18 protein-coding genes and 1 pseudogene are annotated in these 25,872 nt (G+C 70.0%); 11 read left to right on the forward strand and 8 right to left on the reverse strand.

Annotated features, from left to right (window positions below; translation table 11 throughout):
• Window positions 1–634 (reverse strand): SAM-dependent methyltransferase (locus tag ACTWQR_RS11430; protein ID WP_443226870.1); only part of this gene is annotated, 634 nt, incomplete at its 3' end.
• A 732-nt stretch (window positions 635–1,366) separates the two neighbouring features.
• Here ACTWQR_RS11430 and groES point away from each other — a divergent pair.
• Both groES and groL read left to right on the forward strand, forming a co-directional pair.
• The gene (groES, locus tag ACTWQR_RS11435; RefSeq protein ID WP_003998759.1) at window positions 1,367–1,675 is read left to right on the forward strand and encodes a co-chaperone GroES; all 309 of its coding nucleotides are present in this window, start codon (window positions 1,367–1,369) and stop codon (window positions 1,673–1,675) included.
• Window positions 1,676–1,805: 130 nt separating this feature from the next.
• Window positions 1,806–3,434 carry a chaperonin GroEL gene (groL, locus tag ACTWQR_RS11440; protein WP_443226871.1) on the forward strand — a complete coding sequence of 543 codons (1,629 nt, stop codon included), beginning with the start codon at window positions 1,806–1,808 and terminating at the stop codon, window positions 3,432–3,434.
• 101 nt (window positions 3,435–3,535) lie between these two features.
• Here the strand turns inward: groL and ACTWQR_RS11445 are convergent, their stop codons facing one another.
• The 3 genes from ACTWQR_RS11445 to ACTWQR_RS11455 form a co-directional block, all read right to left on the reverse strand.
• Complete coding sequence (locus ACTWQR_RS11445) at window positions 3,536–4,243, reverse strand: ester cyclase (protein ID WP_443226872.1); 708 nt, start codon at window positions 4,241–4,243, stop codon at window positions 3,536–3,538.
• A gap of 127 nt (window positions 4,244–4,370) precedes the next feature.
• Window positions 4,371–5,144 (reverse strand): SDR family NAD(P)-dependent oxidoreductase, encoded by a 774-nt coding sequence (locus ACTWQR_RS11450; protein WP_443226873.1) that lies wholly within the window; start codon window positions 5,142–5,144, stop codon window positions 4,371–4,373.
• 109 nt (window positions 5,145–5,253) lie between these two features.
• Entirely contained in the window at window positions 5,254–5,931 is a 678-nt protein-coding gene (locus tag ACTWQR_RS11455) for an MOSC domain-containing protein (RefSeq protein ID WP_443226874.1), read from the reverse strand.
• 79 nt (window positions 5,932–6,010) lie between these two features.
• On the opposite strand from ACTWQR_RS11455, the gene ACTWQR_RS11460 reads away from it, so the two are divergent.
• Window positions 6,011–6,961: a LysR family transcriptional regulator gene (locus ACTWQR_RS11460; RefSeq protein ID WP_443226875.1), complete on the forward strand. Its 951-nt coding sequence runs from the start codon at window positions 6,011–6,013 to the stop codon at window positions 6,959–6,961.
• Window positions 6,962–7,037: 76 nt separating this feature from the next.
• On the opposite strand, the gene ACTWQR_RS11465 is transcribed toward ACTWQR_RS11460, so the two are convergent.
• Window positions 7,038–7,367: a WhiB family transcriptional regulator gene (locus ACTWQR_RS11465; protein ID WP_443226876.1), complete on the reverse strand. Its 330-nt coding sequence runs from the start codon at window positions 7,365–7,367 to the stop codon at window positions 7,038–7,040.
• A gap of 380 nt (window positions 7,368–7,747) precedes the next feature.
• Here ACTWQR_RS11465 and ACTWQR_RS11470 point away from each other — a divergent pair, with 380 nt between their 5' ends.
• The 4 genes from ACTWQR_RS11470 (at window position 7,748) to ACTWQR_RS11485 (ending at window position 12,685) form a co-directional block, all read left to right on the forward strand.
• Window positions 7,748–8,359, forward strand: a complete 612-nt coding sequence (locus ACTWQR_RS11470) for a response regulator transcription factor (RefSeq protein WP_003948568.1) — start codon at window positions 7,748–7,750, stop codon at window positions 8,357–8,359.
• Between the two features lie 271 nt (window positions 8,360–8,630).
• Complete coding sequence (locus tag ACTWQR_RS11475) at window positions 8,631–9,218, forward strand: sigma-70 family RNA polymerase sigma factor (protein WP_443226877.1); 588 nt, start codon at window positions 8,631–8,633, stop codon at window positions 9,216–9,218.
• Between the two features lie 710 nt (window positions 9,219–9,928).
• Window positions 9,929–11,434: an IMP dehydrogenase gene (gene guaB / locus ACTWQR_RS11480; protein ID WP_443226878.1), complete on the forward strand. Its 1,506-nt coding sequence runs from the start codon at window positions 9,929–9,931 to the stop codon at window positions 11,432–11,434.
• A 126-nt stretch (window positions 11,435–11,560) separates the two neighbouring features.
• On the forward strand, window positions 11,561–12,685 hold the full coding sequence (locus tag ACTWQR_RS11485; protein WP_443226879.1) for a GuaB3 family IMP dehydrogenase-related protein: 1,125 nt from the start codon (window positions 11,561–11,563) through the stop codon (window positions 12,683–12,685).
• 720 nt (window positions 12,686–13,405) lie between these two features.
• On the opposite strand, the pseudogene ACTWQR_RS11490 reads toward ACTWQR_RS11485, so the two are convergent.
• Window positions 13,406–14,616: pseudogene (locus ACTWQR_RS11490) on the reverse strand (nucleotide sugar dehydrogenase).
• A gap of 272 nt (window positions 14,617–14,888) precedes the next feature.
• Here ACTWQR_RS11490 and ACTWQR_RS11495 point away from each other — a divergent pair.
• The gene (locus ACTWQR_RS11495; RefSeq protein WP_443226880.1) at window positions 14,889–16,595 is read left to right on the forward strand and encodes a glycerol-3-phosphate dehydrogenase/oxidase; all 1,707 of its coding nucleotides are present in this window, start codon (window positions 14,889–14,891) and stop codon (window positions 16,593–16,595) included.
• Window positions 16,596–16,775: 180 nt separating this feature from the next.
• Here the strand turns inward: ACTWQR_RS11495 and ACTWQR_RS11500 are convergent, their stop codons facing one another.
• Together ACTWQR_RS11500 and ACTWQR_RS11505 are read right to left on the reverse strand one after the other, a co-directional pair.
• Window positions 16,776–17,921, reverse strand: coding sequence for a serine hydrolase domain-containing protein (locus ACTWQR_RS11500; protein ID WP_443226881.1), 1,146 nt, complete (start codon window positions 17,919–17,921; stop codon window positions 16,776–16,778).
• Window positions 17,921–18,088: a hypothetical protein gene (locus ACTWQR_RS11505; RefSeq protein ID WP_443226882.1), complete on the reverse strand. Its 168-nt coding sequence runs from the start codon at window positions 18,086–18,088 to the stop codon at window positions 17,921–17,923. Before ACTWQR_RS11505 ends, ACTWQR_RS11500 begins: the two co-directional genes overlap by 1 nt.
• A 122-nt stretch (window positions 18,089–18,210) precedes the next feature.
• On the opposite strand from ACTWQR_RS11505, the gene ACTWQR_RS11510 reads away from it, so the two are divergent.
• From ACTWQR_RS11510 to ACTWQR_RS11520, 3 genes are all read left to right on the forward strand, one after another.
• Window positions 18,211–20,388 (forward strand): serine/threonine-protein kinase, encoded by a 2,178-nt coding sequence (locus ACTWQR_RS11510; RefSeq protein WP_443226883.1) that lies wholly within the window; start codon window positions 18,211–18,213, stop codon window positions 20,386–20,388.
• A 154-nt stretch (window positions 20,389–20,542) separates the two neighbouring features.
• Complete coding sequence (locus ACTWQR_RS11515) at window positions 20,543–23,407, forward strand: protein kinase (protein WP_443226884.1); 2,865 nt, start codon at window positions 20,543–20,545, stop codon at window positions 23,405–23,407.
• A 353-nt stretch (window positions 23,408–23,760) separates the two neighbouring features.
• Window positions 23,761–25,656, forward strand: coding sequence for a protein kinase domain-containing protein (locus ACTWQR_RS11520; RefSeq protein WP_443227022.1), 1,896 nt, complete (start codon window positions 23,761–23,763; stop codon window positions 25,654–25,656).
• Window positions 25,657–25,872 lie beyond the last annotated feature (216 nt).

The following is a 25,872-nucleotide window of genomic DNA, read 5'->3' on the forward strand; positions in this document are numbered from 1 at the left end:
GCGCGATCTTCAGAGCGGCCAGAGGCGCCTTGAGGGCCGCCCCGACAGCCCACGACAGAGGCGGCGAGTACGCCTCGGGATCGAAGATCCGGCCCCGCCCCCCACGCCGACCCGGGTCCACGAAGACGGCGTCGTACGAGGACGTGTCGACCTCCGTGACATCCGCCTCCCGCACCTCGATCAGGTCGGCGAGCCCGAGCGCGTCGGCGTTCGCCCGCGCCACCGCGCAGGTCAGCGGGTCCCGGTCGACGGCGAGAACACGGATCCCGGCACGGGCGAGCGCGATCGCGTCACCCCCGATGCCGCAGCACAGATCGGCGACGGAACGCACGCCGAGCTCCTGGAAACGCCCGGCACGGTACGCCGCGACGGTCGCCCGGGTCGCCTGCTCCACCCCGTTCGCAGTGAAGAACATCCGCCCCGCGTCGGCCGCACCGAACTTCACCACGGCCCGCTGCCGCAACCGGGCCTGCCCGAGCGCCGCCGAGACGAGCCCGACGGGGTGCTCTCGCCGCAGCCGCGTGGCCACGGCCAACTCCTGCGCCGGTTCGGTGCCGCGCACCTCGTCGAGCAGGGCATGGCCCTCCGGGGTGAGGAGCGAGACGAAGGAGTCCAGCGGATCGAGGTCGTTCACCGACCCATTGTGGGCCAGTCGGTGGATGACGCGCGTCCGGTGGCGGTGACGGCGACGTCAGTCCGGCCGCCGGCCAACAGCTGCTGAGGCCCCACCCGCCCGGGCCCTGGACGCCGACGCCTACGCCTATGCCTCCGAACTCGGCCTACGAGCCGGCGCACGCGCGGCGCAGCCGGCTCGCCGCCGCCCGCACGCGGTGAGGTCGGCGAAGACCCCGCTGCCCACACCCCAGGCTCCGCGAAGCAGCCGCACATCACCACCCGCAAGGGCTTCGAGGTGGACGGTCAGGAAAACCTCCCGCCGGTCTTCACGACCATCCCCACCAAGGACAGGGCTCACGGAGACGACGCCCCGGATACCGACCCGCATCCAGCGGCAGGGCTCCACGCGGGCTCGCCTGGAGGACTATCTCCAGGCCCGGCCAGTCCGACGTCTGGGACGAGGCCGTTCAGGCCGAAAGCGGGGGTCTGGGGGCGGCAGCCCCCCAGGTACGCCCACCCCGTCTCCGGGTGAGACCCCCACCTCCGGGTGACCCAAAGTCCGGCTCCGCGCCGCGGGCAACTGGCACTCCGCTTGACCGAGTGCTAATCACAGTCATAGTCTCAGCTCTGGCACTCCCCCTAGGAGAGTGCCAATAGCGACGGGCAGGTCCGGCACCCGCGACGACGGATCCACCTGGTCGCCACCTCAGACAGTTAACCCCGTGAGATCTCCGAAGGGGGAGGTCGGATCGTGACGACCACCAGCTCCAAGGTTGCCATCAAGCCGCTCGAGGACCGCATTGTGGTCCAGCCGCTGGATGCCGAGCAGACCACGGCCTCTGGCCTGGTCATCCCGGACACCGCGAAGGAGAAGCCCCAGGAGGGCGTCGTCCTTGCGGTGGGCCCGGGTCGGTTCGAGAACGGCGAGCGCCTGCCGCTCGACGTGAAGACCGGCGACATCGTGCTGTACAGCAAGTACGGCGGCACCGAGGTGAAGTACAACGGCGAGGAGTACCTCGTCCTCTCGGCCCGCGACGTGCTCGCGATCATCGAGAAGTAATTCACCTCAGCATTACTGCTTGCAGAACTGCGCCCCTGGCCCCCGCGACCATAAGAAGCCGGGCGTCGGGGGCGCAGTTCGTTCACTCCTAGACCCACACCTCTAGATTTCCGAGAGGGCAAACGCTCCCATGGCGAAGATCCTGAAGTTCGACGAGGACGCCCGTCGCGCCCTCGAGCGCGGCGTCAACAAGCTTGCCGACACGGTCAAGGTGACGATCGGCCCCAAGGGCCGCAACGTCGTCATCGACAAGAAGTTCGGCGCACCCACCATCACCAACGACGGTGTCACCATCGCCCGCGAGGTCGAGGTCGACGACCCGTACGAGAACCTCGGCGTCCAGCTGGTGAAGGAGGTGGCGACCAAGACCAACGACGTAGCGGGTGACGGTACGACCACCGCCACCGTGCTGGCCCAGGCGCTGGTCCGCGAAGGCCTGCGGAACGTCGCCGCGGGCGCCTCCCCGGCCGCCCTGAAGAAGGGCATCGACGCCGCGGTCAAGGCCATCTCCGCGGAGCTCCTCGCGACGGCTCGCCCGATCGACGAGAAGTCCGACATCGCCGCTGTGGCCGGTCTGTCCGCCCAGGACAGCCAGGTCGGCGAGCTCATCGCCGAGGCGATGGACAAGGTCGGCAAGGACGGTGTCATCACCGTCGAGGAGTCCAACACCTTCGGTCTGGAGCTGGACTTCACCGAGGGCATGGCCTTCGACAAGGGCTACCTGTCCCCGTACATGGTGTCCGACCAGGAGCGTATGGAGGCCGTCCTCGACGACCCGTACATCCTGATCCACCAGGGCAAGATCTCCTCCATCCAGGACATGCTGCCCCTGCTGGAGAAGGTCATCCAGACCAACTCCTCCAAGCCGCTGCTGATCATCGCCGAGGACGTCGAGGGCGAGGCCCTGTCGACCCTGGTCGTGAACAAGATCCGCGGCACGTTCAACGCGGTGGCCGTCAAGGCCCCCGGCTTCGGTGACCGCCGCAAGGCGATGCTCGGCGACATGGCCACCCTCACCGGTGCCACGGTCATCGCCGAGGAGGTCGGCCTCAAGCTCGACCAGGTCGGCCTGGACGTGCTGGGCACCGCCCGCCGCGTCACCGTCACCAAGGACGACACGACGATCGTCGACGGCGGCGGCAACAGCGCCGACGTGGTCGGCCGGGTCAACCAGATCAAGGCCGAGATCGAGTCCACGGACTCCGACTGGGACCGAGAGAAGCTCCAGGAGCGCCTCGCGAAGCTGGCCGGCGGCGTGTGCGTGATCAAGGTCGGCGCCGCCACCGAGGTGGAGCTGAAGGAGAAGAAGCACCGTCTCGAGGACGCCATCTCCGCGACCCGCGCCGCGGTCGAGGAGGGCATCGTCTCCGGTGGTGGCTCCGCGCTCGTCCACGCCGCCAAGGTCCTGGAGGGCGGTCTCGACAAGACCGGCGACGAGGCCACCGGTGTCGCGGTCGTCCGCCGCGCCGTCGTCGAGCCGCTGCGCTGGATCGCCGAGAACGCCGGCCTGGAGGGTTACGTCATCACCGCCAAGGTCGCCGAGCTCGAGGCGGGCCAGGGCTTCAACGCCGCCACCGGCGAGTACGGCGACCTGGTGAAGGCCGGTGTCATCGACCCGGTCAAGGTCACCCGCTCCGCCCTGGAGAACGCCGCCTCCATCGCCTCCCTGCTCCTCACGACCGAGACCCTGGTCGTCGAGAAGCCGGCCGAGGAAGAGGCCGAGGCCGGTCACGGCCACGGTCACGGCCACTCCCACTGAGGTTCGTAGCCGACAGCTGAGGCCCGGTTCCCCCGCGGGGAACCGGGCCTCAGCCTTTCGCCCGCTACGTCTCGAGAGGCCTTCGCCCGTTACGCCTCGAGTTACACCTCGAGCTGCTCGAGCGCGCCGAGCTGTCCCATCAGCCCCAGCATGTCGTACTGCCACCAGGTCTCGGCGATCTTCCCGTCCTCATGGCAGCGGAAGATGGTCGTTCCGGTCATGCCGACCTTCTTGCCGGACGCCGAGATGCCCAGGAAGTCGCCCTTGTGCGTGGCGTCCCACGTCCAGCGTGCACAGACCCGGTCGCCCTGGGAGATCACGTCCTCGATCGTGAACGTGAAGTCGAACCCGTCGCGCCACATGCGGATGTCGCGCCGGATCGCGTCCAGTCCGATGCTGTCCTGCTGGTTGGCGGGATTGTGGTCGTGGCAGTCCTCGGCGATCAGGTCATTGAGCGGCGGAAGCTCACCCTTGGTGCCCAAGGTCTCGAAGAACCTGCGGATGTTGACCGCGTACAGCTGCTCGTCGCGGACCACGTCCAGGTCCGTGAATGTCGGCATCTCGTCGCACAGAGCCACCATCTCCCGGAAGATCCTGTCGGTCTCCGGAAGGTTCGAGTTCCGCATCGCTTCCTCGTACGACGGAAACTCCACGATCTCGATGAAGTGCGACGCGTCGGACCGGTCCTTCCCGATCACGTTGTGCGTCGCGGTCCTCTTCCCCTTGGTCTGCTCGACCCAGGTGTCCATGAGCCGGTTCATCTCATCGAACCGGCTCGTCTTGCAGTCGATCAACTGTACGAATGTCATGGCGCCGCCTTCCGGCCCCCCAGATCCGATGGAATACGCCCATTTTAGTGAAAATCCCCTCCGGCCACCGCTCAGGCCGAAGGGGATTCCGATGTGCATGGCGTTCCGCATAACGGTGCCACCGGGGTCACTGCGGCCCGTACTTCCGCCCCGTCTTCGAGCTGATCCCGCCGAGCAGCGCCCGCGGCGTCACCTTCACCACACCCATCATGGCCTTGTACCGCGGGTCCGGAATGGACAGCGACTTGCCACGCGCCAGGTCGGCGAGCGCGGAGGCGACCACCTTGTCCGCGTCGAGCCACATCCAGTTGGGGATGTTGTCCGTGCCCATCCCGGCCCGTTCGTGGAACTCGGTCCGCACGAAACCGGGGCACAGCGCCATCAGCCGTACGCCGCTGCCGGCCAGGTCCTTCGCCGCGCCCTGCGTGAACTGCACGACCCACGCCTTCGACGCCCCGTACGTGCCGCGCGGCACGAAGGCGGCCACCGACGCCACATTGACGACGCCTCCACGGCCGCGCTCCCGCATGGACTCGGTCGCCGCCGAGGTCAGCCGGAGCACCGCCTCGCAGTGCACCTTGAGCATCATCAACTCGTCCGCCATCGGTACATCCAGATAGCGGCCCTTGTTGCCGAAGCCCGCGTTGTTGACCAGCAGGTCGACGGCGTTCCTGCGGTCCGAGAGGCGGGTGGCCACCGCCTCGATGCCCTTGTCCGTCGCCAGATCCGCCGTCAGCACCTCCGCCTCGATGCCGTGCCGGTCGTGCAACTCGGTCGCCTGCTCGCCAAGTCGCTCCGTGTCACGCGCCACCAGCACGAGGTTGTGCCCGTCGGAGGCCAGCCGCCGCGCGAAGGCGGCACCGATGCCCGCGGTCGATCCCGTAATCAAAGCCGTTGTCATGCGCCAAGATTAGTGACCCGGCGAGCGGTCTCCGCTCGCCGGAACCCCTACTTCCGGTGTCCGCCCCTCACGCCCCGTCGGCGCCGCACAACAGGTCACGCCTCCGCGCTCATCCCTCACCCTGGCCGTACTTCTCCACGTACCTCCGCGCTGTCTCCAGGTCCCCCGGATGCAGCGCGTCCGCCGCCGCCAAAACCCGCGGCAGCAAACCCCGTTCGGTCGTCGTCGCACGGAACTGGAAGGCGACGGTCACCTCGTGATCAGGCCGGTGCACGATCTCGATCGGATCGCCCGCCCGTATCTCTCCGGGCTCGATCACCCGCAGATACGCACCGGGCGCACCCTTCGCGGTGAACCGCTTGACCCATCCCTTCTCACCCATATGGCCTTGGAAGGTGAGGCAGGGAATCCTTCCGGAGGTGACCTCGAGAACGACCTCGGATCCAATGCGCCAGCGCTCCCCGATCTTCGCGCCGGAGACGTCGAGCCCTTCCGTCGTGAGGTTCTCGCCGAACGACCCGCCGGCCAGCGGCCGCCCCAACTCGCGCTCCCAGTCGTCGAGGTCCTCGCGAGCGACGGCGTAAACGGCCTGGTCGTCCCCGCCGTGATGCCGCGTCTCGCACACGGCGTCCCCGGCGAGACCGCTCGCGCCGACCCCCTTCGGCCCGGGCGCCGCCACCCGCACGGGCCCGTCCACCGGTCGCTTGTCCATCCCGGTCACGCCGTCGGCCTGGTCCGTGTACGGCACGGCCTTGGGCCGGCCCAGATTCAGAGACAGAAGCTTCATGACGGCACGCTAGGCGATCCGAGCCAAAGCGTCGACGTAATATTCGCCGCCCTGTCCAAGACTCACTTATGCTCGAAGGGTGATCGAAGCCCGTCATCTCCGTGTGCTGCGCGCCGTCGCCGGCACCGGCTCCTTCTCGGCGGCGGGACGAGAACTGGGCTGCACCCAGCCCGCCGTCAGCCAGCAGATGAAGGCCCTCGAAGCCTCCGTCGGCACGCCGCTGCTGATCCGCACGGGTCGTGAGATGCGCCTGACCCAGGCCGGCGAGGCCCTCGTGCGGCATGCGGCGGGCATCATCGCCGGGCTGACGGCCGCCGAGGAGGAGGTCGCCGCGATCGCGGGCCTGCGCGCCGGCCGGGTGCGCCTGGTCTCGTTCCCCAGCGGCAGTTCCACGCTCGTACCGACCGCGCTGGCCGCCCTGCGCGCCGCGCACCCCGGCACGCGGGTCTCCCTGGAGGAGGCCGAGCCGCCCCGCTCGGTCGAGATGCTCCGTGAAGGCGACTGCGATGTGACGCTCGCCTTCAGATATGAGCAGCGGCGCGAAGCGCCTCTGAACAAGGGCGGTGGTGCGAGACGGGTGGGCGAGGGCGCGGCGGGCGTGGAGGAGTGGGACGACCTGGTGGTACGTCCCCTGCTGAGGGACCGGCTCGTCGGCCTGGTCCCCGAAGGACACCGGCTGGCCAAGGCGCGGTCGGTCGCCATCGGCGAACTCGCCGACGAGCCGTGGATCGCCGGCTGCCCCCGCTGCCGCGCCCAGCTGGTCGAGGTCTGCGAGAACGCGGGCTTCACGCCCCGCATCGACTTCGCGACCGACGACTACCCGGCCGTGGTCGGCCTGGTCGGAGCGGGCCTCGGCGTCGCGGTCCTCCCCGAGCTCGCCATCGAGTCCGTACGCCCCAAGGGCGCCCGCACCGTGACGGTGGAACCCGCGCTGCGCCGGGAGATCGTCGCGCTCACCCTCCCGGACCTGGCCCAAGTGCCGGCGGTGGCGGCCACGCTGGACCAGCTCGCCCGGGCCGCGGCGCGCTGAGCCCCACAGACCCGGTATGCCCCGGGGGGCGAAAAGTAGGGGCACACGCGCGCGTACCCAATGCAGAAACGTTCCTTCAGTTGTGCGACGGTGCGCCACCGCTCGACGCCGACGCCGAGACCAGGCGGTTGCGCGCCCGGCCCATGAGTTCCTCGCGCTCGTCCTCGGTCAGCCCGCCCCATACGCCGTACGGCTCGCGCACCGCCAAGGCGTGGGCCGCGCACTCCGCGCGTACCGGGCACCTCATACAGACCTCTTTGGCCGAGTTCTCGCGAGCGCTCCGTGCCGCACCACGCTCCCCCTCGGGGTGGAAGAAGAGCGAACTGTCGACTCCGCGGCAGGCCGCGAGGAGCTGCCAGTCCCACAGATCCGCGTTGGGTCCGGGAAGGCGGGAGAAATCTGCCATTGCGTTGTCCCCTTGTAGCCGTTCTGGCCGGTTACATGACCATGATCGTACATCTGCGATCTAAGGAGATGAAAATATGACTCATGGCGAATCTAGCCTCAGACACTGAGAAATGGGAAGAAAAACGGCTAAATGGGGCATGGCTTGTGATGAAACCTTGAGGGTCCGTTGCGGGTGTCTGCACCGTGTCCACCCCCTCACGTAGAGTGCCGAAGGTGGCTCACGGCCCCGTAACTCTTTCGAGTGACCGTCGTTGAGAGTGCGGAGGCGGTTGAAAGAACAAGCGCTCGGGCAAGCGTCCGAGTCGGTCGACCGCACAGGTGACATTTCGTACCAGCCTGGAGGCTCAAGGTGACGCGCATCAGCTGCGGAGGACGGTCATGACATCCGTCCTCGTCTGCGACGACTCCCCGCTTGCCCGAGAAGCGCTCCGCCGCGCGGTGGCGACCGTGCCCGGTGTCGAGCGCGTGACCACGGCGGCCAACGGCGAGGAAGTCCTCCGCCGCTGGGGTGCCGACCGTTCGGACCTGATTCTGATGGACGTACGCATGCCCGGTCTGGGCGGCGTGGAGACGGTCCGGCGGCTGCTGTCCGCCGACCCCGGTGCGCGCATCATCATGCTCACCGTCGCCGAGGATCTGGACGGTGTCGCGCTCGCGGTCGCCGCCGGGGCCCGCGGCTATCTCCACAAGGACGCTTCCCGCGCGGAATTGCGTGCGACCGTCACCCAGGCCCTCGCGGACCCGACCTGGCGGCTCGCCCCGCGCAGACTGCGGTCGGCCGAGATGGGTGCCGCGCCCACGCTCACCGCGCGTGAGATCCAGGTCCTGGAGGGCATGAGCCACGGCCGGTCGAACGCGGAGATCGGTCGTGAGCTGTTCCTTTCCGAGGACACGGTCAAGACCCACGCCCGACGGCTGTTCAAGAAGCTCGGCGCCTCGGACCGCGCGCACGCGGTGGCGCTCGGCTTCCGGTGGGGCCTGGTCCGCTAGGTGAACCGTCACGGGGGTACGGTCATCCCCGCCCGCAGAACAGCGGGTGGGGCGGGGCCCGACGGGGGAACGAAGTCAGCCGTTCTTGTGCCCGATCCCGGTTTCCCGGCGGATGCCGCATCCTTGAGGTGTGGAGTTCCTCGGGAACGAGTCGGTCGAGCGGGAGGGGAGGGCGCAGGATATGAGTTCCGGCGCACCTGCTCATAACGCTTCGGTGCACAACTACGGACGCGGTGCCACGGATCGGACGACGCCAAGGCACCATGGACCGATGCGCGACGACGAGGCGGCCTCTGCCCAAGGGGCGATTGGGTCGCTCGTCCATCGTGCTGTGGAGGGCGACGAGCAGGCCACGCACGACCTCCTCGCCCATGTCCATCCGCTCGCGATCCGGTACTGCCGCACGCGGCTGTCCCGACTGCCGGGCGACGCGCGGCACTTCGTGGAGGACCTCGCGCAGGAGGTTTGCGTAGCGGTGCTTCTGGCGCTGCCGCGCTACAAGGACACCGGGCGCCCCTTCGAGGCCTTCGTCTTCGCCATCGCCGCGCACAAGGTCGCCGATCTGCAGCGCGCCGCGATGCGCCATCCCGGCTCGACGGCGGTGCCGTCGGACGAGATGCCCGAGCGGCCGGACGACTCGCTCGGCCCCGAGGAGCGCGCCCTCCTCAGCAGCGACGCCGAGTGGGCCAAGAAGCTCCTGGCCAACCTCCCCGAGAACCAGCGGGAGCTACTCCTGCTGAGGATCGCGGTGGGCCTCACGGCGGAGGAGACGGGCCAGATGTTGGGAATGTCACCGGGGGCGGTCCGAGTGGCCCAGCACAGGGCCCTGAACCGCCTGAGGGCGCTGGCGGAGCAGTAGCGGGTCTTCTTCATCGCGGCTGGCGCGCGCACGCCTCGCAGGGTTGGCGCGCCGCCTGCGTCGTAGGGCTGTGCGGCCTGTGCCGCCTGCCTCGCCGCAGGGCTGATGTGCGGTTGGTCTCTCGCCGGGACGCGTTCTGTCGGGCTGATCACTGACGAGGAGAGCATTCGTCGGGTCGCGCTCCGGCGCTCGACGGTCCCATCCGGCCGGCCGGCCGCGCGGGAATTCTGTCGGACCGGTGGCCGCCAGACCGGCGCTTTCCAGGAGCTACTCAGCCGGGTTGGCGTCCGCTCGGGCCCGGACCCATCGGGTCGTTGTCTCGTCGGGGTCGGCGTCCCCTGCGGGCTCCATTCAGTGGGGTTGCGTCATCGAGACGACATCCCGCCAGGCCCGTATCGCGGGGCGGGAGCGTTCCGTCAGGCCGGTATCTCCTCGCGTCGGCCTCCTGGCAGGATGGTTTTTCTCGTTGGAATGGCAAATTTTTTACCGCCGCGATGACCGACGTACGGGTCGGTGTGGACCGGCGGTGGCGGGCAGAGGCCGACCACGGCCCAGGTCTCCCGGAGGGTGACGGCGCCGGGTGAGCAGAGAAGACGCCCCGCCCGTAGGAAGCTACGAAGCCGAGGGGCACCGTAACCGTGGAATGAGAGAGCCATGCTTCCCGTTAGCATGGACATCCGCACCGATCAAGGCCATTTGGGGAAGGTGTCATGACTGCCAACGTCGACGGAGTGCCCGAGAAATTCGCGACACTCGGGCTGACCTACGACGACGTGCTGCTGCTGCCGGGCGCCTCTGAAGTGCTGCCCAACGCGGTCGACACCTCGTCCCGCATCTCCCGCAACGTGCGCGTGAACATCCCGCTGCTCTCGGCGGCGATGGACAAGGTGACCGAGTCCCGCATGGCGATCGCCATGGCCCGCCAGGGCGGTGTCGGCGTGCTGCACCGCAACCTGTCCATCGAGGACCAGGTCAACCAGGTCGACCTGGTGAAGCGCTCCGAGTCCGGCATGGTCACCGACCCGATCACCGTGCACCCGGACGCGACGCTCGCCGAGGCCGACGCGCTGTGCGCCAAGTTCCGCATCAGCGGCGTGCCGGTCACCGACGGCAACGGCAAGCTGCTCGGCATCGTCACCAACCGCGACATGGCCTTCGAGACCGACCGCTCCCGTCAGGTGCGCGAGGTCATGACCCCGATGCCCCTGGTCACCGGCAAGGTCGGCATCTCCGGCAACGACGCCATGCAGCTGCTGCGCCGCCACAAGATCGAGAAGCTTCCGCTGGTCGACGACGCGGGAGTTCTCAAGGGCCTCATCACGGTCAAGGACTTCGTGAAGGCCGAGAAGTACCCGAACGCCGCGAAGGATGGGGAGGGCCGCCTCCTCGTCGGTGCCGCCGTGGGCGCGAGCCCCGAGGCGCTGGAGCGCGCCCAGGCGCTCGCCGAGGCCGGCGTGGACTTCCTGATCGTCGACACCTCACACGGGCACAACAGCAACGCCCTCAACTGGATGGCGAAGATCAAGTCGAGCGTCGGCGTCGACGTGATCGGCGGCAACGTCGCCACCCGTGACGGCGCCCAGGCCCTGATCGACGCCGGTGTCGACGGCGTCAAGGTGGGCGTGGGCCCCGGCTCGATCTGTACCACCCGCGTGGTCGCCGGCATCGGTGTCCCACAGGTCACCGCCATCTACGAAGCGGCCCTCGCGGCCCGCGCCGCGGGCGTCCCGGTGATCGGCGACGGCGGCCTGCAGTACTCCGGAGACATCGGCAAGGCGCTGGCCGCCGGTGCCGACACGGTGATGCTGGGCAGCCTCCTCGCGGGCTGTGAGGAGTCGCCCGGCGAGCTTCTCTTCATCAACGGCAAGCAGTTCAAGTCGTACCGCGGCATGGGCTCCCTCGGCGCCATGCAGTCCCGGGGCCAGGGCAGGTCGTACTCCAAGGACCGCTACTTCCAGGCCGAGGTGGCATCCGACGACAAGCTCGTACCCGAGGGCATCGAGGGCCAGGTGCCCTACCGCGGCCCGCTGGGCAACGTGCTGCACCAGCTCGTCGGCGGTCTGCGCCAGACCATGGGCTACGTGGGCGCCGCCTCCATCGACGAGATGGAGTCCAAGGGCCGCTTCGTACGGATCACGTCGGCGGGCCTCAAGGAGAGCCACCCGCACGACATCCAGATGACGGTCGAGGCGCCGAACTACAGCCGCGGCCGGTAGCGGTAAACGTGCTCCACGCGCGCGTGGAGCACGTCCACGGGCGGTCCCGGAGGCTCCGGGACCGCTCTTGTCGTATGCGTCGGGGATACTGGAAGGCGCAGAAGCGAAGAGGGAAAGGCCACACACGTGACTGAGATCGAGATCGGGCGCGGCAAGCGCGGCCGCCGGGCGTATGCCTTCGACGACATCGCCGTCGTACCGAGCCGCCGTACGCGAGACCCGAAGGAGGTCTCGATCGCCTGGCAGATCGACGCCTACCGTTTCGAGCTGCCCTTCCTGGCCGCCCCCATGGACTCGGTCGTCTCACCGGCCACCGCCATCCGCATCGGCGAGCTGGGCGGCCTGGGCGTCCTCAACCTCGAAGGCCTCTGGACTCGGTACGAGGACCCGCAGCCGCTCCTCGACGAGATCGTCGAGCTGGACGCCGAGACCGCGACCCGCCGCCTCCAGGAGATCTACACGGCTCCCATCAAGGAGGAGCTGATCGGGCAGCGCATCAAGGAGGTGCGCGACTCGGGCGTGGTCACCGCGGCCGCGCTCTCGCCGCAGCGCACCGCCCAGTTCTCCAAGGCCGTCGTGGACGCGGGCGTCGACATCTTCGTCATCCGCGGTACGACGGTGTCTGCCGAGCACGTCTCGGGCGCCTCCGAGCCGCTGAACCTGAAGCAGTTCATCTACGAGCTGGACGTCCCCGTCATCGTCGGCGGCTGCGCCACGTACACGGCGGCCCTGCACCTGATGCGTACGGGCGCGGCCGGTGTCCTGGTGGGCTTCGGGGGCGGCGCCGCGCACACCACGCGCAACGTGCTGGGCATCCAGGTGCCCATGGCGACGGCGGTGGCGGACGTCGCGGCCGCCCGCCGCGACTACATGGACGAGTCCGGCGGCCGGTACGTGCACGTGATCGCCGACGGTGGTGTCGGCTGGTCCGGCGACCTCCCGAAGGCCATCGCCTGCGGTGCGGACTCCGTGATGATGGGCTCCCCGCTCGCGCGCGCCACCGACGCGCCCGGCAAGGGCAACCACTGGGGCATGGAGGCCGTCAACGACGAGCTGCCACGCGGCAAGAAGGTCGACCTCGGCACGGTCGGCACCATCGAGGAGGTCCTCGCCGGCCCCTCGCACACCCCTGACGGCTCGATGAACTTCTTCGGCGCCCTGCGCCGCGCGATGGCCACGACCGGCTACAGCGAGCTCAAGGAGTTCCAGCGGGTCGAGGTCACGGTGGCGGACTCGCAGCACAAGAGGTAGGCGGCGGTACGACATAAACGACACGAAGGGGCCCGGACCTGCTTGGTCCGGGCCCCTTCGCGTGTCCAAGTCGCCCTGGTGTGGCGCGTTTCACGGAAGGGGGCGCACGGTTGCGTTCGGGGCGAATGCGCGCTGGACGGCCGTGTCGAGGCGATAACGTCCCTGTTCGGCGCCCCGGTTGTGTGGGGTGCCCCCTTCCAAGGACAACGTTCCGGACCCCGGCCCTCGGGGCCCGGCCCGAGTTCCGACGTGCTGCCTACCGGGTCAATGGGTGGCGTCGTGGAAGGGGGCGCCTATGGGCCGCCACCGCAAGCCCACCCGCTGGGACCGGATCCGTCTGCGGACGGTGAAGTGCCGGAGGAGGCGGATCTTGCGGATTTTCGGACGGTGAGCGGCCGCCCCTAGACACAATAGGGGCGGACACCCGTAACCCGTCAGGAGCCTGCCGCAGTACCCCCTGCGGTGGGCTCCACCTTTTGTACGGTACCGGATCCGCCATTGGGCGGCACGGCACCGGAGGAGGGGATCTCGCGGATTTTCGGTTGGTGAGCGGCCGCCCCCATAACCAGTAGGGGCGGACACTTTGTGAACCATCCAGGAGTCCGCCGCAGTACTTCTCTGCCACCTGCGGTGGGCTCTACCTGCCCCTCCTACGCTAGCGGCGGACCCGCCCCGCACGCCACCAGCCCCAGAGGCTCAGCCACCCCCACGCGCCCCCCTTCACAACCTGTGCGCCGCCCCCGTAGGCGTGGCCCCCCGCGTGTCCAGCAGCAGCTGGGCCTTCACCGACAGCCCCTGGAGGTCGTACGTGCGGTGCTGCTGGAGCAGGATCGTCAGGTCGGCGTCGGCGGCCGCCTCGTAGAGCGAGTCCACGCGCGGGACCGGGCGGTCGAGGATGCTCCACGACGGGACGTGGGGGTCGTGGTAGCTGACGGCGGCGCCCAGTTCCATCAGACGGGTCGCGATCTCCCGTGCCGGGGAGCCTTGTTGGTCGGCGAGGTCGGGCTTGTAGGTGACGCCGAGGAGTAGCACGCGCGCGCCGCGGGCCGACTTGCCGTGCTCGTTGAGGAGTTGGGCCGCGCGCTGCATGACGTACTGGGGCATGTGGTTGTTGACCTGCTGGGCCAGCTCGACCATGCGCAGGGAGCGGGTCCTGGGGCCCGCGAGGTCGCGGGGGACCGCGTGGCCGCCCACGCCGGGGCCGGGGCGGAAGGCCTGGAAGCCGAACGGCTTGGTCTCGGCGCAGCGGATGACGTCCCACACGTCGACGCCCATGTCGTGGCAGAGGACGGCCATTTCGTTGACCAGGGCGATGTTGATGTGCCGGTAGTTGGTCTCCAGGAGCTGCACCGTCTCCGCTTCGCGTGGTCCACGCGCGCGTACCACCTTGTCGGTGAGGCGGCCGTAGAAGGCGGCAGCCGACTCGGTGCACGCCGGAGTGAGGCCGCCGATGACCTTCGGGGTGTTGGCGGGTCCGTGGTCGCGGTTCCCGGGGTCGACACGGCTGGGCGAGTACGCGAGGTGGAAGTCGCGTCCGGCCCGTAGCCCAGAGCCCTCTTCGAGGAGCGGACGGAGGAATTCCTCGGTGGTGCCCGGGTACACGGGGGACTCCAGGATCACCGTGGTGTGCGGGCGCAGGTGGTCGGCCAGGCCAGGGTGCGGGCGGCCGCGGTCAGTTGGCCCAGGTCGAGCGCTCCGTCCGGGCCGCGCGGGGTCGGCGCGCAGACGACCGCGGTGCGTACGCGGCCGAGCTCGGCCGGGTTGGTGGCCGGCCGGAAGCCGGTGGAGAGCATCCGGCGCAGGTCGGCGGCGGCCAGCGGCGCGGGGTCGCCGCACTGGTAGCCGAGGGTCGAGATGCCGGCGGTGACGGCGGCTTGGGCCAGGGGCAGGCCGAGCTGGCCGAGGCCGATGACGGCGAGATCTGCGGGCATGGCGGTGGGCCGTCCTTCCCGTTAGCCGAAGTGGGACGAGGGCGCAAGCCCTGTGGACAGAACGGACGAGCGCAATGTCAGACTAGGAGTAAATATGACCGATTTGCTGGATTGTTCGGCTGTGTTTCTTCGGAAGTCGCCGAGAGATATCCACAGGCCGACGGCCGGTGGTGGCCGAAGTCGGGCAACGCGGTCAGAATTTGGGAATGGGGGATGTGAGCCGGGCCTTGCCGGACGGGTGAGCCCAGCGCGACAGATAGCGGGAGGCAACTGTGAGGACAGCGACACTGGGGCCGGCGGAGCGCGCCGAGTCGCTCGCGGGAATGGCCGAGCGTGAGCTGGATGTGCTGGTCGTGGGAGCGGGCGTGGTCGGCGCGGGCACCGCGTTGGACGCCGTGACCCGAGGCCTGTCCACCGGTCTGGTGGAGGCGCGTGACTGGGCCTCGGGCACGTCGAGCCGGTCGAGCAAGCTGATCCACGGCGGCCTGCGCTATCTGGAGATGCTCGACTTCGGGCTCGTACGGGAGGCTTTGAAGGAGCGCGGGCTGCTTCTCGAACGGCTAGCGCCACACCTCGTGAAGCCCGTGCCGTTCCTGTATCCCTTGCAGCACAAGGGCTGGGAGAGGTGGTACGCCGGTTCGGGCGTCGCGCTCTACGACGCGATGTCGATGGCGCGCGGACACGGGCGCGGACTGCCCACCCACCGGCATCTGTCACGCCGTCACGCGCTGCGCGTCGCGCCCGCACTGAAGAAGGACGCGCTGGTCGGGGCACTGCAGTACTACGACGCGCAGATGGACGACGCCCGCTATGTGGCGACGCTGGTGCGCACAGCGGCGGCGTACGGCGCGAAAGTCGCCAACCGCGCGCGCGTGACCGGCTTCCTGCGCGAGGGCGAACGCGTTGTCGGTGCCAAGGTCCAGGATGTGGAAGCGGGCGGTGAGTACGAGGTCCGCGCCAAGCAGGTCGTCAACGCCACCGGGGTGTGGACCGACGACACCCAGGCGATGGTCGGCGAGAGGGGGCAGTTCCACGTACGGGCGTCCAAGGGCATCCATTTGGTCGTACCGAAGGACCGGATCAAGTCGACGACGGGGCTGATCCTGCGCACCGAGAAGTCCGTGCTGTTCGTGATCCCGTGGGGGCGGCACTGGATCGTGGGCACCACGGACACCGACTGGGACCTGGACAAGGCGCATCCGGCGGCATCCAGCGCCGATATCGACTACCTCCTGGAACATGTGAACTCGGTGCTCGCGCTCCCGCTGACACGCGACGACGTGCAGGGGGTGTACGCGGGGCTGCGCCCACTGCTCGCCGGAGAGTCGGACGCCACGAGCAAACTGTCGCGCGAGCACACCGTCGCGCATCCGGTGCCGGGGCTCGTGGTCGTGGCGGGCGGCAAGTACACGACGTACCGGGTGATGGCCAAGGACGCCGTGGACGAGGCGGTGCACGGCCTCGACCAGCGGGTCGCGGAATGCGTCACCGACGACATACCTCTCATCGGAGCCGAGGGGTACCGGGCGCTGTGGAACGCGCGAGCGCGGATCTCCGAGCGGACCGGCCTTCATGTGGTGCGTGTGGAGCACCTGTTGAACCGGTACGGGTCGCTCGCGGAGGAGGTGCTCGATCTGATCGCCGCGGACAGCTCGCTGGGTGAGCCTCTGCCGGCGGCCGAGGACTATCTGCGCGCCGAGATCGTCTACGCCGCCTCGCACGAGGGAGCGCGGCATCTGGACGACGTGCTGACGCGGCGGACGCGTATCTCCATCGAGACCTTCGACCGCGGGACGCGCAGTGCGAAGGAGGCGGCGGAGTTGATGGCTCCGGTTCTCGGCTGGGACAAGGACCAGATCGAGCGGGAGGTCGAGCACTACGAGAAGCGGGTGGAGGCGGAGCGGGAGTCGCAGCGGCAGCCGGACGACCTGACGGCCGACGCCGCTCGGCTGGGGGCGCCGGACATCGTGCCGCTGTAGGGGCAGGGGCAGGGGCGGAGGTAGAGGAGCGGAGGAGCAGGGCTCGGGCCGCCGTGCGTGCGGTTGTGGCGCCTTGGGAGCGGCTGTGGCGGCGAGGGCTCGCGAAACCGAGCGGATGTCACTCGAATGTCACTCGAACGAGTGTCTTGGCCTGGGATCTTTCCTCGGAACCCGGCCGTTCTACGGGGTGCGGGGGCAGAACTCGGCGGCGAGCAGGGCGGGTTCGAGGTCGGGGTCTGCGATCGCGTCCGTGTTCACGCGGAAGGTGAGGACGCGAGGGCCGATGGGAGTGCCTCCGCTCATGGGGGTGTCCCCGCTCGAGCGAAGCTGAGAGTGGGGGACGGTGGCTGCGGTTCGGACGTAGCTGCCGGATATGCGGCCGTTGTGACCCCACACCGTGGTGCCGCACGGGAGTTCCACCGGGTAGAGGCCCATGCCGTACGAGCCGTGTGCGGTGCGGGTGTTGAGCATCTCGCGCAGTTGGCGGGGCGGCAGCAGGTCGCCGCGGAGCAGGGCCGCGTAGAAGCGGTTCAGGTCGCCGAGCGTGGTGACCAGCTCGCCCGCCGCGCCGGCCACGCGGGGGTCCAGCTCGGTGACGTCGGAGCCGTCGGTTGCGTATGCGCGGCCATGCGGGTCGGGCAGTGAGCGACGGGCGCCCGGGAACGAGGTGCCGGTCAGACGGAGGGGAGTGATGACGCGACGCTCGGCCTCGGCGGCGTACGAGCGACCGGTGACCTGCTCGACGATCATGCCGAGCAGTACGTAGTTGGTGTTGGAGTAGGCGAAGCGGCCACGTTCGGAAGGGGTGTGGGTGAGTGCGATGTGTACGGCCTGAACAGGAGTGACGGGCACGGTGCCCGAGGTCTCGGCGGTGAAGTCGGCGAGGCCGCTGGTGTGCGTGAGCAGGGCGCGCAGGGTCGGGGTGCGGCCGTCGTTGGCCGCGCCGCGGACCAGGCCTGGCAGATGAGCGTCCACCGAGTCGGACAGGGACAGGCGGTGCTCGGCGGCCAGTTGCAGGACGACCGTCGCGATGAACGTCTTGGTGATGCTGCCCGCGCGAAAGTGGTCGGCGAGGCGGATGGCGTTGCCGGGGCGGACGTTGGCGCCGGATGTGCCGTCAGTCGTGGTGGCCGTCTCCGCGTGGGCGAAGCGGGAGGCGGACTCCTCGTGGGCGAGGAGGGCGGCAGCCGGGGCCTTGCCCCGGGTGACGAACTGACTGAGGACGGAGTCCGAGGCCGGGGGTGCCGGGGCCATCGAGCCGGCCGGGATCAGACCGAGGAGGGCCAGGGACACAGGTAGGGCCAGTAGCGTCCTCAGCGGCGGCATCACGGTCCTTCCTCGTCGCCGCTCATCATGCGGGACGGCCTGGATCGATCGGTGGGCGGGGCTTGCGTCGGGGGCGGCTCGGGTGCGGGGTGCTCGTCGGCGTCCGGGGTGGCCTGGGGCGGGACGTGCTCGCCGGTGTCGGTGGTGGCTCGGGGCGCGGCGTGCACGCGGTGTCGGGGATGGCTTGGAGTGTGGGGTGCTCTTCGAATGAGTGGCACCCGGGGCGTTGGGCGGTGCTCGGGTGGGTGACAATGGAGGCTCTGTCGGGGCGGGTTGCATGAGGGGACGCATGTCGGAGGCGGAGCGGGCGGGAGCATCCCGTCAGGACAAGAGCGAGCGTCTCCTCGCCGGGCGGTACCGGCTGGGAGAAGTCCTCGGCCGCGGCGGCATGGGCACGGTCTGGCGGGCCAAGGACGAGACGCTGGGCCGTACGGTCGCCGTCAAGGAGCTGAGGTTCCCGTCGAGCATCGACGAGGAAGAGAAGCGACGGCTGATCACGCGGACGTTGCGCGAGGCCAAGGCGATCGCGCGGATCCGGAACAACGGCGCGGTGACGGTCTTCGACGTGGTCGACGAGGACAACCGGCCGTGGATCGTGATGGAACTCGTCGAGGGTAAGTCGCTCGCCGAGGCGATCCGTGAGGACGGGCTGCTCACACCGAAGCGCGCGGCGGAGGTGGGGCTCGCCGTTCTCGATGTGCTGCGTTCGGCGCATCGCGAGGGCATCCTGCACCGGGACGTGAAGCCGTCGAACGTGCTCATCGCCGAGGACGGCCGGGTCGTGCTCACCGACTTCGGTATCGCGCAGGTGGAGGGCGACCCGTCCATCACGTCGACCGGCATGCTCGTCGGCGCTCCCTCGTACATCTCGCCGGAGCGGGCGCGCGGTCACAAGCCGGGGCCCGCGGCCGACCTGTGGTCGCTCGGTGGGCTGCTGTACGCGTCGGTGGAGGGCGTGCCGCCGTACGACAAGGGTTCCGCCATCGCGACACTCACCGCGGTGATGACGGAGCCGTTGGAGAGGCCGAAGAGCGCGGGGCCGCTCGAGACGGTCATCTACGGGCTGCTCGTCAAGGACCCCGAGCAGCGGCTCGACGAGGCGGGCGCGCGGGCGATGCTCACCGAGGTGATCCACGCGCCCGAACCCAAGGAGGACGAGCCGGAGCCCGCGGACGCTACGAAGGTCGTGCCGTTGCCAGATCTCCCTTCCGAGAAGGGGAGTGCTTCGGGCGGCAAGGCCGGTGCCAGGGAGAAGGCCAGGGAGAAGAAGGAGAAGGGCGAGGAGCCGGGGGAGCGGCTGCGTGGAGCGTTGCGTTCCGTGCGGAAGGGAAAGGGCGCCGGGGCGGCCGGGGTTGCCGCCGTGGCCAGGACCGGGACCGGAAAGGCCGCGGAACGGCCGGCGGAGGGATCGGGCGGTAAGGCGGCCTCGGCTGCTCCTGCGGCTTCTGCTTCTCCTCCCGCGGCTTCTCCTCCGGAGGTCTCATCTCCGGTCGTTTCTCCTTCTGCGGCTCCCACTTCTGAGGCTTCCGTTCCGGCCGCTTCCGCTTCCGTCGGGGTGGACGAGGCCGCTGCGGCGAAGAGCCGCGGTGCCGACGCTTCCGGGGTGAACTCCAGTGCGGTCGGCGGGGCTTCGGTGGGTGCCGGTGCCGGGGATACGCCTCCGAGGCCTCCCGCGCCCAGGGCACCGCTCACGGATGTGGTGCCTCGGCGGACGTTGGTGATCATTGCCGTGGTCGTCGTGCTGGCGGTGCTGGGCACGATCCTTACCGTGACATTGGGTGGCGGGGACGACGACTCCGGGTCCCAGGGGAACAAGAACGGCGGTACCAAGTCGTCGTCCAGCGGGGCGAGCGCGGGGAACGACGCCAAGGAGGACAAGGACAGCGGTACCGAGACGGACAGTGGCGAGAAGACCGACTCCGCAGGCGGGGGCGCGACCACGGGGACTCCGCCGAGTGCCAGTGCCAGTGCCAGTGCTAGTGCGAGTGCGTCGAGCGGGTCGGAGGGCGGCTCCTCCGGCGAGGATCCCGTCGGCGGCGTCGTGACGCCGTACAAGAGCGGGCAGGGGTTCTCGATCGGGCTGCCCAAGGGATGGAAGTTCCAGTCCACGAGCGCGGCGGGGGACCGGTTCGCCGGCCCTGCCGGGCAGAAGCTGCTGGTCGGGTGGACCACGACGCCCAAGAGTGACCCGGTGGCGGACTGGGAGAACCAAGAGCGGGCCATGCGGCGGACGCAGTACGAGCGGATCCGAATAGAGCAGGTGGGCTACCGCGGCTGGAACACGGCCGACTGGGAGTTCACCTACGTGGACGGTGGGACGAAGTACCGGTCGATAGACCGCGGATTCGTCGTCAACGACAGTCTCGGATATGGGCTCATGTACACCGCGAAGGCGTCGAATTGGGACACCGAGCTTCGTAAAAACTCGTGGCGGACGCTGACGAAGTCGTTCGAACCGAAGCCCTGAGGGGCACGAGACTCCTGAGATCTCGCATCTCCTCACTGTGGGTTGCCTCCGGCACGTATCGTGAGTGGTTGCGGACCGTACGCAGCCACATCTGCGGCCACAACGGGGCGCATGGCGAACGGAATTGACCAACCGGGCGGCCGGGGGAGGCATCGTGGACGACTATGCGGGACGGGTACTCGCCGACCGTTACCGCCTGCCGCTGCCGCCCTCGGACGAGTACGAACTCGCCGAGACCCGGGCCTTCGACACCTACAGCGGGCAGGAAGTCCTGGTCCGGCAGGTGCCGTTGCCCGAGGTCGTCGAGGCGGAGGTACTCGACGCGGACGGACTGCCCGACGGGTTCGTGTCGCGGGACGCCGGGGTGCGGCGGCCGTCCGCGCGGACCACGCGGCGGCCCACGGAACCCGCGGTGCGGCGGGCGATCGAGGCCGCGCAGGCCGCGGCGCAGATCCCTGACCATCCGCGGCTCGACCAGGTCTTCGACGTGTTCGCCGAGGGCGGGTCGTTGTGGATAGTGAGTGAGTTGGTGGCCGCGCGGCCGCTGGCGGCGCTGCTCGCGGAGCGGCCGCTGAGTCCGTACCGGGCCGCCGAGGTGGCTTCCGATGTGCTGACCGCCTTGCGCGTGCTGCACGCCCATGGATGGGTGCACCGGAACATCACCGCACGGACGGTGCTCGTCTGTGATGACGGGCGCGTGATGCTCACAGGGCTTGCCGCCGGGGCCGCGGAGGAGGCGCTGTGCGGGTATGACCCGGTGCCGACTGCCGAGGGCGAGGGCGAGGGCCAGGGCCACGGCGAGGCAGGGGGTTCGTCTGGGGCAGCGGCGGCCGCCGGTCCGGGAGGTCCGGTCTCCGGTCGGCGTGGCCCGTCTGGTCAGTACGGGCCGTCCGAACAGTACGGACAGCCCGGTCAGCCCAGCCAGTACGGCGCGTCCGGTCAGCCGGGGCAGCTCGGCTCAGGCGATGTGCCCGGGGCGCTCGTTGCCGGTGACGGTCGTGCCGCGGTCGAGGCGGTGCGTGGGAGTGCCGGAGGTTCGTCGACGCCTGTCGCTCAAGCACCGCCGGTGCCCCAGGCGCCGCAGATGTCGGGTGGCGGGCAGCGGGCCTTGGAGGTCGGCGGTGACGTGCGCGCCGCGCGGGCCGGGGCCATCGCGGCCTACCGTGCGGGCGCGCGGGCCGCGGCTCGGGTGCAGGAGGAGCAGCGGGGTGGGCAGAGCGCGGCGTTGCCCGCGCCGCGGTCCCGGCCCGCCGGGAGCGATGCCGAGGGCGGGCAGGCCTCCGGGGTCGGGATGGAGCACACTCCGCCGCCCGGGCAGATCGCCGATCCGTACGGCGTGGGGCGGTCGAGTTCCTGGCATGGAGCGGCGCCGCGCACTGGTGCACCCATGGCGGGCGGCAACGGTCAGAACCAGCCTCCCGCGCTTCCTGGTCCTGGGGGCGGCAACGGGAGTGGTGTTCCGGGCAATGGAGTTGGAGCTGCGGGCCACGGTGACATGACCGGGTTCCACGGGAACGGCACCGGTGCGCCGGCGTCGGCGCCGGGCAACGGCACCGTGGCGCAGCAGTACCCGAGTCCCACCCAGGGCACTGGCCTCCCGGGAAGCGGCGTATCAGGCGGCGACTCCGCGGCGGCACAGCCCGACCACGCCGCCGCCGGAGCCCTCACTGAGGGCCCCACCCAGTGGAGTCAGCTCGCCGCCGCCGGCCCCGCCCCCGCCGGCCACCGAGGCCCCGCCACCGCTCTGGCGGCCGAGCGGGCCAGGCATGCGCGAATGGCTGTTGTAGGGCCTGTCACCGAGCGGTGGGCGCCCGAGCAGGCCGGGCCCGTGCATGAGAACTGGCAGCTGGCCGCGCCGATCGGACCGGCCACGGATCTGTGGGCGTTGGGGGCGCTGCTTTTCCGGGCCGTGCAGGGGCACGCGCCGTACCCGGAGGAGAGCACCGCCGAGCTGGTGCAGCTGGTGTGCGCGGAGCCGCCCGCGTTCGCGGAGGAGTGCGGGCCGCTCAGGCCGGTGGTGGAGTCGTTGCTGCGCCAGGATCCCACCGAGCGGCTGGACTTCGAGGACTTGCGCGGCTGGCTGCGTTCGCTGGTGCGGTCGGCACCCGAGCCGGAGGCGGGGACGTACGTCGTGGCGGCGCCGCCCGTGGATCCCTCGCGGCTGCCCATCGTGCGTCGCCGGGGCGAGCTCGTCCGCAGGCGCCGCGCCGGGCTGCCCGACACGCACGGCCGCCACAAGCGGGCCAAGCAGGCGGGCAAGGAGGTCAAGCCCCGCCGCCTCGGCCGCACCCTGCTGGTGCTGATACTGCTGGCACTGGCCGCGGCCGTCGCGTACGCCATGGTGTTCATGCCCAAGGCCGATACCGACGGCGAGCGGACCAGTTCCGCGGGGGACGTCGTCAGCCCTGCCCCCGGCCACTCGTCGGACGCGGGCACAGGTACGGGGACGGACGGGAACGCGGGTACGGATCCGCAGAACGAGGCGTCGCCGAGCAAGGAAAACAGCCCGACGCAGTCGTCCGGTTCTGGGTCCAGTTCCACGACGCAGACTGCCGGCCCCGAGCTCCCGCAGGGGTTCACCTTGCGCAAGGACTCCGAGGGCTTCCGCGTCGCGGTCGCCAACGGGTGGGACCGGGCAGGAAAGAACGGCCGGGGCCAAGTCGTCTACTCGCAGGGCAACTTCGAGCTGCTGGTCGTGCCCGGACGCGACAGCACCAGCGAGTACGGCACCGACCCGATGACGTACCAGCGCGAGGACGAGCGAGAGCTGCAGCCGTTCCGCGACTCGACCTGGGCCACGTCCAGCGGGATGCGGCGGATCGACGTGGGCGGACGGGTCATGGCCGAGGGCCAGTTCACCTGGCAGGACTCGGCGGGACGCGAGACCTACGTACGCAATCTCGCGATCATCGTCGAAGGCCGCTACCACGTGGTCCAGGTGCGCGGTCCGGAGGCCGAGCGGGACGAGGTGACGCGGCTCTACGAGCAGGCGTCGGCGACCTATCAGTTCACCGGTTGACCGGGGTGAAGTCGTGGGGTGGCACGGGGCAGCGGACGGCTGTTCTGCTGTGGCGGTCGCGACACCGGTTCGACCGATGGCTATGCGGCCGTGTGCTCGTGACATCCGTCCAGCCGATGGGTGTTTGACTGTGTGCTCGTGACATTGGTTCAGCCGATGCTGTGTGGGGCCAACACGTGACGATACGTCAGTAGCCGACGCCCTTTTGATGCCTGATCACCCGTCGGTTGCCACTCGTTCACACGCGGGGCAACCGTCACAGTGCTGTCTCCGTCGGCCCCCGCCGGTTCCCTGGGCGGAGGCCGGTCTTTAGTCTGACCCTGTCAAGACCATTGCGGGGAAACGTGAATCAGATGCAGGGCCTGCTTCTGGCGGGGCGCTACCGGCTCGTCGACTCCATCGGCAGCGGCGGCATGGGCCGGGTGTGGCGGGCGCACGACGAGGTGTTGCACCGTGCCGTCGCGATCAAGGAGCTGACGGCCGCGCTCTACGTCTCCGAGAGCGACCGGCCCATCCTGCTCGCCCGTACCCGGGCCGAGGCGCGCGCGGCCGCGCGGATCAACCACTCCGCCGTCGTCACCGTGCACGACGTGCTGGACCACGACGGCCGCCCCTGGATCGTGATGGAGCTGGTCGAGGGCCACTCGCTCGCCGACGCGGTCAAGGAGTCGGGGCGCGTCGAGCCCGAGGAGGCGGCCCGGGTCGGACTGTGGGTGCTGCGCGCGCTGCGGGCCGCGCACTCCGCCGGCGTACTGCACCGTGACGTCAAGCCCGGCAACGTACTCATCTCCAACGACCGGCGCGTCCTGCTCACCGACTTCGGGATCGCGCAGGTCGAGGGGGACACGACCATCACGCGCACCGGGGAGATCGTCGGCTCGGTGGACTATCTGGCGCCGGAGCGCATCCGCGGTCATGATCCGGGTCCTTCCGCGGACCTGTGGGCGCTCGGCGCGACGCTCTACACGGCGGTCGAGGGGAGGTCGCCGTTCCGGCGGACCACACCGCTGACGACCATGCAGGCCGTGGTCGGCGAGGAGCCCGCGGAGCTCCGGAACGCGGGTCCGCTCGCGCCCGTCATCACCGCGCTGCTGCACAAGGATCCCGCCCTGCGGCCGGGAGCGGATGAGGCCGAGCAGATGCTCGCCGAGGCCGCGGAGGGACGGGCGCCGAGTTCGGCGCAGGCCTATGTGCCGACGCAACATGTGGCCAACGAACATGGCACCCAGCCAGCCCAGCCAGCCCAGGGAGCCCAAGGAGTCCAAGGCGCTCACGGAACTTATGGGTCTCAGGGCACTCAGGGCGTCTATGGGCCCGGATCCCAAGGCGCACAGGGCGTCTACGGATCCGGATCCCAGGGCCAGGGCACGCCGGACGCCTATGGACCCCCGAGTGACCAGGGCGCCTCGGACGCCTACGCCACCCCGTCGGGCCCTCACGTCCCCGCCCCCGCAAGCCCCTACGACACCTATGGCGCTCAAAGCCCCCACGGCACCTACGGCGCTCACGGCCGTCCGGCGCCCGATCCCGCCGTCGCCACCGTGCACCAGCAGACCGGCGGCCCGCCGAAGCGCCGCCGGGTCCGTTCCCTCGTCCTCGTCGTGGTCCTGGCGGCGCTGGTCGGCGGCGGTGGAGCCGCGGCGATGCTGTACGCGGACGGATGGGGGACCAAGACGTCGACGGAGTCGCCCTCCTCGTCCACGTCTCCCTCGCCGCCGCCGTCCTCCGAGTCGCCCTCGTCGTCCCCGACGGGCGGGGAACAGGGGAACGAGACCCAGCCGGGCGGCATCCCCGAAGGCTGGGAACGCGTCAACGACGTCCAGGGTTTCAGCCTCGTCCTGCCCAAGGGCTGGCAGCGGCAGGTCGAAGGAAGCCAGATCGACTACACGCCCGACAACGGCAAGCAGTTCGTCCGCGTCGCCATGGACGACTCCCCGGACTTCGACAGCCCGCACGCGCACTTGCTCGACCTGGAGCAGCAGTTGCTGACGCGGCTGAGCGACTACCGGCGGGTCAGCATGGAGGCCAACACCTTCCGCGACCGCCCGGGCGCGCTGTGGGACTTCACCTGGACCGCACTGCCGAAGGACACAGAGTTCCCCGGTCCGCGCCGGGCCATCGAGCAGGCCTATCTCGGCCGTGACGGCGTCGAGTACGTGATCTACATGTCGGCGCCCGCGGCGGACTGGGACACCGCACGGGAGCAGTTCGACGCGATCCTGCGCGGATGGCGGCCCCCGGCCCAGTGACGGCCTGGGCCCAATCCCGGGCCGATCCAGGGCCGATCGGCGGGCCGACCCACCGCCCATCTGCTGCCGACCCGCCGCCCATCCGGCGCCGACCCACCGCCCATCCGGCGACAGCACAGTGACCGCCGGGACGGCTGCGTACTCGTCGCATACGTCGCTTGTCGGCCACCCCGGCCGAACCGTCCCGGAGGGTTTTCCTCCGGTGCGGCATGATGG

Origin of the sequence: Streptomyces sp. 2A115, from assembly GCF_052245575.1 — a bacterium.
GTDB lineage: Bacteria > Actinomycetota > Actinomycetes > Streptomycetales > Streptomycetaceae > Streptomyces.

Coding starts and splice junctions, on each gene's coding strand:
- groL (WP_443226871.1), top strand. CDS start 1,806: ATGGCGAAGATCCTGAAGTTCGACGAGGACGCCCGTCGCGCCCTCGAG.
- ACTWQR_RS11445 (WP_443226872.1), bottom strand. CDS start 4,243: ATGACATTCGTACAGTTGATCGACTGCAAGACGAGCCGGTTCGATGAG.
- ACTWQR_RS11450 (WP_443226873.1), bottom strand. CDS start 5,144: ATGACAACGGCTTTGATTACGGGATCGACCGCGGGCATCGGTGCCGCC.
- ACTWQR_RS11455 (WP_443226874.1), bottom strand. CDS start 5,931: ATGAAGCTTCTGTCTCTGAATCTGGGCCGGCCCAAGGCCGTGCCGTAC.
- ACTWQR_RS11465 (WP_443226876.1), bottom strand. CDS start 7,367: ATGGCAGATTTCTCCCGCCTTCCCGGACCCAACGCGGATCTGTGGGAC.
- ACTWQR_RS11470 (WP_003948568.1), top strand. CDS start 7,748: ATGACATCCGTCCTCGTCTGCGACGACTCCCCGCTTGCCCGAGAAGCG.
- ACTWQR_RS11475 (WP_443226877.1), top strand. CDS start 8,631: ATGCGCGACGACGAGGCGGCCTCTGCCCAAGGGGCGATTGGGTCGCTC.
- guaB (WP_443226878.1), top strand. CDS start 9,929: ATGACTGCCAACGTCGACGGAGTGCCCGAGAAATTCGCGACACTCGGG.
- ACTWQR_RS11500 (WP_443226881.1), bottom strand. CDS start 17,921: ATGCCGCCGCTGAGGACGCTACTGGCCCTACCTGTGTCCCTGGCCCTC.
- ACTWQR_RS11510 (WP_443226883.1), top strand. CDS start 18,211: ATGTCGGAGGCGGAGCGGGCGGGAGCATCCCGTCAGGACAAGAGCGAG.
- ACTWQR_RS11520 (WP_443227022.1), top strand. CDS start 23,761: ATGCAGGGCCTGCTTCTGGCGGGGCGCTACCGGCTCGTCGACTCCATC.